This is a genomic window from Micromonospora sp. NPDC023966, from assembly GCF_040639095.1.
Lineage (GTDB): Bacteria > Actinomycetota > Actinomycetes > Mycobacteriales > Micromonosporaceae > Micromonospora.
In genome coordinates this window covers 1-6,208 of sequence record NZ_JBEZZJ010000074.1, presented here as the reverse complement: position 1 = coordinate 6,208, position 6,208 = coordinate 1, and the positions used below count along the sequence as shown (strand labels likewise).

The window sequence follows — 6,208 nt, the reverse complement described above, 5'->3', positions numbered from 1 at the left end:
CCCGGATCATGCATACGACAGGGGCGGTAAGTCATACCGGGCCGGGCGACCGAGAGTCCCCGGCTGGGGACGATCAAAAAGGTAACGGGGGGGGGGGATCATCGGCACGCGGGGCCGGGGAGACTCTTCGTCGCGCCGGGACCATGTACAACGACCGGCCGCCCACCATCATTCCGGGCTCGGCACACCCACCTCGCGGGGCGGGCCGCCACCCCGCCAGGCGGGGCGTCTTCCTCGGCCGTTCACCCGGATACAACGACCCGCACCCGGCCGCCATTCCGCCGCCAGAGTGCCGCCGACCACCCCCACGAACCCGACACCCCGCCCAGGCCCGCCCCGCAGCACCCACCACTTCACCCTCGGGTAGCCCCACCCACCGCGACAGCGCGCCGTCGGTGGAACAGCATGGAGGTCACCGGGCCCCGGAGACACACATGGCGTTCCACCCACCACCGAAGCACGGGTGGGAAACGGACATACGCCCCACACACCCGCCGGCCGCACGATCGCCGGTCACGGAACACGGTGACCGGAGCCAACCCCGCCGCGGCGGGGGCGACCCGGACGAGCGCACCGCACTGGTCGTGTGGGGTGGGCACGCCATGGGGTGCCGCGCGCCGGTCGGCCAGCCTGATCAACTCCAGATCGCCGAAGTGGCGGTATCCGGCACCCGTTGAAAGCCCCACCTCGCCGAGCTGGAGTCGATCTTGCGGCCCGCCCGGTGCCCCGACATGGGGTCGGCCGGTCCGCGTGTCACTTGCGGGCGGGTGAAACGTGCACACCCGTGTCGCAGCAGCAGGGCCGGTAGGGCGCCTGCATCTCCGGATCAGGACAGTTCGGCGGAGTGGGGCTTCCGGGAGGTCCGGACACCCCTGCCTTCCGGATCGCGAGCCGAAGTCGGGTGGGCCGGCTGTGCAAATGAGGGCCGGAAAGCGTCAGGCCGGTCCGAGGAGGACCGGGCCTGACCGAACCGTGCGCCGCCAGGGACTCGAACCCCGAACAACCGGGCGAAACGGCCTTGATCAACAGCTAGCGACAGACCGAGGCTAGATGTCGCCTCCCCATGCTGAATGATCAGATCCGGACCAGTGCAACGCCTCGGCATCACGTCGCTCGAAGAGCACAGCCACATTGTCCGGCTGGTATTGCAGCGTCTCGCCACGGGTTTCCGCCAGAACCGCGACGAAGGCACCCGAGCTGCCGAACTCCAGCCGGCAGGCCCAGGGAGTCGGCGGGCACTCGGGCACGGCCCGGTGCCAGGACATCCCGGCCTTCGTGATGACCGGTCCCAGAAGCGGCCGCCAGCCCGTCGACGCGGACACGTCGTGCGCCTCGATCAGGTCGGTGATGCCGACGTCCTCACCCGAGCCCTCGACCGCCACGAGCGCCTCGCACTCGTCCTCCATCAGCCAGGTCAGCGTTGTCGGCACCGACCGTGAGGTCACGAGGCGTAGCCCGTAGGGCACCTCGTGCAGGCGGCCGGCGTCGTCGGGAGGAGTGCTCCCGCCCGAGTAGAGGTAGGAGACCTCCCGCAAGCTCTGCCCGATCAGCGAGCGCAGGACATCACGGGTGAACTCGACCTGGAAGGACATCATTTGTAGACCCCGAAGTATTGCAGCGTGCCATCCGACCGGAAGGTTGCTCCGATGAAGTAGTCCTTACCGGCACCCTCGCCCTTCCACGGGTTGACGATGCTGTTGCTGATGACCCGCAGCCGGCCGTCGGCTGCCCCAGACGCAGATCACCCAGCCGCCCACCCCAGACACAAAGAAGGCCCCGACCCAGGATGAAGTCCGAGGTCAGGGCCTTGCTGCTGGTGCGCCGCCAGGGACTCGAACCCCGAACCCGCGGATTAAGAGTCCGCTGCTCTGCCAGTTGAGCTAGCGGCGCTCGTCGGCAACGGGAAGCACGTTAACACGCCGCCGACCGGGCCCTTCGAGGGGCGGCCGCTGTTCGACCGAGAGGTGCGGCGGCTACGGCCGGATCACCACCCGCCGGCCGCGCAGCTCCCCTTCCTCCAGCATCCGGTGCGCCTCGCCGACGGCCGACAACGGCATCGACACGACCTCGCGGGGAGGCACCCGACCGGCGGCGAGCAGGCGGTTCACCGCGCCCGCCGCCTCGGCCAGCTCGGTGACGGTGGCGTGCGAGATGACGAAACCGATCACGCTGCGGTCGTTCATGTAGAGCGGACCGGCCGGCAGCACCGGCCGGGAGCGGGCACCGGCCAGCAGCACGATCCGTCCACGCAGTGCCAACAGGTCGACGACCGACTCCAGGTCGTTGCGGCCCGAGGTGTCCAGGTACACGTCGGTGCCGTCGGGGCACGCCGACCGCAGCCGGCTCGGCAGGCCCGGGTCCCGGTAGTCGAGCACCTCGGCGGCGCCGAGCCGGCGGCAGTAGCCGGCGTCGGCCGCCGACGCGGTGGCCACCACCCGGGCGCCCGCCGCCGCGGCGAGGGTGACGAGCGCCGCGCCGACGTTGCCGGCGGCGCCCTCGACCACCACGGTCTCCCCGGGCCGGAGCCGGCCGTGCACGAACAGCGCCAGGTACGCCGTGGCGGTCGGGTGCAGCACGGTGACCGCGGTCGCCGGGTCGACCCCGTCCGGCAGCCGGTAGAGCCGGTCCGCCGGCACCACGGCCTGCTCCGCGGCGGCGCCCTGCCGGCCGTCGTACCCGAGGCTGTTGCACCAGACGAGGTCGCCGGCGCGGAGGCCGGGGGCGCCGGGGCCCGCCTCGGCGACCCGGCCGACCAGGTCGCGACCGACCACGAACGGCAGCGGCAGCGCCGTGGGGTACGCCCCGGAGCGGACGAAGGTGTCGACGGGGTTGACCGTGGTGGCGAGCACGTCGACGAGCACGTCGGTCGGGCCGGGGCGCGGCGCCGGCAGTTCGCCGTACCGGATCTCGGCGGCCGGGCCCGGGCGTTCGATGTAGGCGGCTCGCATGCCCTGATTCTGTTCGCCGGCCGGGCGGGCGCCGGGGGCGGGCGAAAAGTTCAGGCCCGGTGCGTCGCACCGGGCCTGAACTTCGCTTGTTGTGCGCCGCCAGGGACTCGAACCCCGAACCCGCGGATTAAGAGTCCGCTGCTCTGCCAGTTGAGCTAGCGGCGCTCGCTGACAACGGGAGAAACCTTAGCACGCCCGCTGAGCCGGGTTCCAACCCGATACCGGGCTCCCCCCTTCGGTCGAGCTTAACCGGCGAAAGCCCACAAAACTCGCAGCTGACCGGCCACGGGGCGTAGCGCACGGGCACTCATGCGGCACGATGTCCGCCAGGCACGCGAGAACAGAGGTGGGGATGGCGAGTTTCGCGCGGGCCGGGGCGGTGGTGGGCGCCCTGGTCCTCACGGCGTCGCTGGCACTGACGGGGTGCGGCGACGACCAGAAGAAGCCGGCGTTCGTGTCCGGCGCGCAGCAGGGCGACGTGGCCGCGACCACGGCGCCGGGCACCACGGGCGAGCCGAGCCAGCCCGCCCTGCCGGCGCTGACCGTGAGCCCGGCCGACGGGTCGGACCGGCGCCCGGTCAGCACCGAGATCAGCGCCAGGGTCCCGGGGGGCGGCAAGGTGTCGAAGGTCGTCCTCACCGCCGCCAACGGCGCCACCGTCGCGGGACGGCTGCGCCGGGACGGCTCGTCCTGGGTGCCGTCGGCCCCGCTGAAGTACGGGACCCGGTACACCGCCACGGTCACCGGCACCGGCACGGACGGCCAGACGCGGCAGGGCACCAGCAGCTTCACCACGATGGCCAAGCCGAAGTCGATGATCGGCTCGGGGCTCTACATGTTCAGCGGCAAGACCTACGGCGTGGCCATGCCGGTGGTCGCCGAGTTTTCGCCGGGCATCCCGAAGAAGGACCGCGCCGCGGTGCAGAAGCGGATGTTCGTGCAGACCGACCCGCCGCAGCCGGGCGCCTGGCACTGGCTCTACAACGGCACGCAGGCCTACTACCGGGCGCCGGAGTACTGGAAGCCGGGCACCACGATCACCGTCCGGCTGGCGCTGGCCGGGATCCCGCTCAGCAACGGCCGCTACGGCAACGTCGACCGGAGCGCCACCGCCAAGATCGGCCGCGCCTTCGAGATGAAGGTCGACAACGCCACCAAGCAGATGACGGTGTACGAGAACGGCGCGGTGGTCCGTACCCTGCCGGTGAGCCTGGGCAAGAAGAGCACCCCCTCCTCCAGCGGCACCATGGTGGTGATGGAGAAGAAGGAGTCCACGGTCTTCGACACCCGCGACGAGCCGGATCCCCGCGACCAGTACGTCACCGAGATCGACTTTGCCCAGCGGCTGACCTGGGGCGGCGAGTACATCCACGCGGCGCCCTGGTCCGAGGGGGTGCAGGGCCGGCAGAACGTGTCGCACGGCTGTGTCAACGTGTCGATGGCGAACGGCCGGTGGCTGTTCGGCAAGACGCTGGTCGGCGACCCGATCACGGTGAAGGGCACCGAGCGGCGGCTGGAGCCGGGCAACGGCTGGACGGCCTGGAGCATGAGCTGGCGGCAGTTCGTCGAGGGTAGCGCCCTGCCGGTGCCCGAGGGTGGCCAGGGATCGCCCTTCTGAGCAGGCGTAACGTGGGCGGACGCGGCACCCTCGGTGGCCGTTCGTCCGCGTACCGCCGGGCGGAGCGGGAGATCTCTCCGCCAGGCAAAGCGCCGCACGATATCAGAATCGTTACATCTGGCCGGGGTGTTTCGGTTCACGTTAGGCAACGGGTAACTGTTCTGGTGCGTCTACAGGGACGATGGGACCCGGGACCACGACTGTGAGGGAAACATGCGAGCTAGCCAGGACGAGCTGATCCGGGGCGGGACCGCCCGGCGCGGCGGGCGACGCCGCGTGTTCGCGGCCGCGGTGCTCGCCGCCGCCATGGCCCTGACCGGCTGCACCAGCGGCGGCGGCGGCGACGGCGACAAGCCGTCGAGCTGGCAGGGGGGCGGGGAGAGCGGCCCGAAGGCGGCGGCCACCATCACCGAGCCCGCGGCCGACGCCAAGGACGTGCCGGCCTCCACCGCCGTCACCTTCACCACGAAGGAGGCGGAGGAGACCACCGTCGAGTTGAAGGACTCCGCCGGCAAGGCCGTCGAGGGCCAGCTCGCGAAGGACGGAAAGAGCTGGCTCCCGGACGGCGCGCTGGCCTACGGCGAGACGTACACGGCCACGGTGACCGCGACCGGCGACGACGGCAAGCCGGCCACCGCGACCAGCACCTTCACCACCATGGCGAAGCCCGGCAAGCAGGTCCGGGTCACCAGCTTCCTCGGCGACAACCAGGTCGTCGGGGTGGCCATGCCGCTGATCGTCAAGTTCGGCCGGGCCATCCCGGAGGACTACCGCGACGACCTCCAGAGCCGGATGACGGTCACCGCGAAGCCGGCCCAGGAGGGCATCTGGCACTGGATCAGCCCGACCGAGGTGCACTACCGGCCGAAGGTGTTCTGGAAGGCCAACAGCACGGTGAGCTACAAGGTGCAGGCGGGTGGGCTGCCGCTCGGCGACGACTGGTACGGCCGCTCCGACCTCACCGTCGACATCAAGATCGGCCCGTCGTTCGTGATGACCGTGGAGAACCGCACCAAGCGGATGACGGTCACCAAGGACGGCAAGGTGATCAAGACGATCCTGGTGAGCCTCGGCAAGAAGAGCACCCCGTCGTCCAGCGGCACCATGGTGGTCATCGAGAAGCTCCGCCACACGGTCTTCGACACCATGGAGGAGCTGGGCCCGGATGAGGGCTACCGCACCGAGATCGACTACGCGCAGCGGCTCACCTGGGGCGGCGAGTTCATCCACGCCGCACCGTGGTCGGAGGGCGTGCAGGGCAGGACGAACGTGTCGCACGGCTGCGTGAACGTCTCGATGAAGGACGGCAACTGGCTCTTCGCCAACACGCGCATGGGCGACCCGATCACGGTCAAGGGCACCGAGCGCAAGCTCCAGAACGGCAACGGCTGGACCGACTGGAACATGAGCTGGGACCAGTACGTCAAGGGCAGCGCCCTGCCCTACGAGCCGCCGGCCGAGCCGGGCGACGACACCAGCCCGAGCGCGGACGAGCCGAGCGTCGAGCCGACTGCCTGAGTTGAACGTCGAGCGGCCCCCTCCACGTGGAGGGGGCCGCGGCCGGCGTACTGGGAGTGAAAAAAAACAACCCCCCCACCCAGGTGGGGGGGTGGTGCGCCCGGGGGGGGAAATTGGTAAATTA

At 70.7% G+C, this 6,208-nt stretch carries 4 protein-coding genes and 2 tRNA genes; 2 read left to right on the top strand and 4 right to left on the bottom strand.

What is annotated here, in order from left to right; translation table 11 throughout:
• Positions 1 to 1,046: 1,046 nt before the first annotated feature.
• The 4 genes from AB0F68_RS35040 to AB0F68_RS35025 all read right to left on the bottom strand — a co-directional run bounded on the left by AB0F68_RS35040 (position 1,047) and on the right by AB0F68_RS35025 (position 3,113).
• Positions 1,047 to 1,595, bottom strand: a complete 549-nt coding sequence (locus AB0F68_RS35040) for a hypothetical protein (RefSeq protein WP_357346158.1) — start codon at positions 1,593 to 1,595, stop codon at positions 1,047 to 1,049.
• Between the two features lie 219 nt (positions 1,596 to 1,814).
• Positions 1,815 to 1,890, bottom strand: a tRNA-Lys gene (locus tag AB0F68_RS35035).
• An 83-nt stretch (positions 1,891 to 1,973) separates the two neighbouring features.
• Positions 1,974 to 2,948 (bottom strand): NADPH:quinone reductase, encoded by a 975-nt coding sequence (locus tag AB0F68_RS35030; protein WP_357346155.1) that lies wholly within the window; start codon positions 2,946 to 2,948, stop codon positions 1,974 to 1,976.
• A 92-nt stretch (positions 2,949 to 3,040) separates the two neighbouring features.
• Positions 3,041 to 3,113, bottom strand: a tRNA-Lys gene (locus tag AB0F68_RS35025).
• Between the two features lie 187 nt (positions 3,114 to 3,300).
• Here AB0F68_RS35025 and AB0F68_RS35020 point away from each other — a divergent pair.
• A complete protein-coding gene (locus AB0F68_RS35020) occupies positions 3,301 to 4,566 on the top strand; it encodes an Ig-like domain-containing protein (protein WP_357346153.1) in 1,266 nt (421 codons plus the stop codon).
• A 213-nt stretch (positions 4,567 to 4,779) separates the two neighbouring features.
• On the top strand, positions 4,780 to 6,084 hold the full coding sequence (locus AB0F68_RS35015) for an Ig-like domain-containing protein (RefSeq protein ID WP_357346151.1): 1,305 nt from the start codon (positions 4,780 to 4,782) through the stop codon (positions 6,082 to 6,084).
• Positions 6,085 to 6,208: the final 124 nt, after the last annotated feature.

Excerpts from the sequence above, each read along its gene's own strand:
- AB0F68_RS35030 (WP_357346155.1), bottom strand. The coding sequence starts at position 2,948 with ATGCGAGCCGCCTACATCGAACGCCCGGGCCCGGCCGCCGAGATCCGG.
- AB0F68_RS35040 (WP_357346158.1), bottom strand. The coding sequence starts at position 1,595 with ATGATGTCCTTCCAGGTCGAGTTCACCCGTGATGTCCTGCGCTCGCTG.
- AB0F68_RS35015 (WP_357346151.1), top strand. The coding sequence starts at position 4,780 with ATGCGAGCTAGCCAGGACGAGCTGATCCGGGGCGGGACCGCCCGGCGC.
- AB0F68_RS35020 (WP_357346153.1), top strand. The coding sequence starts at position 3,301 with ATGGCGAGTTTCGCGCGGGCCGGGGCGGTGGTGGGCGCCCTGGTCCTC.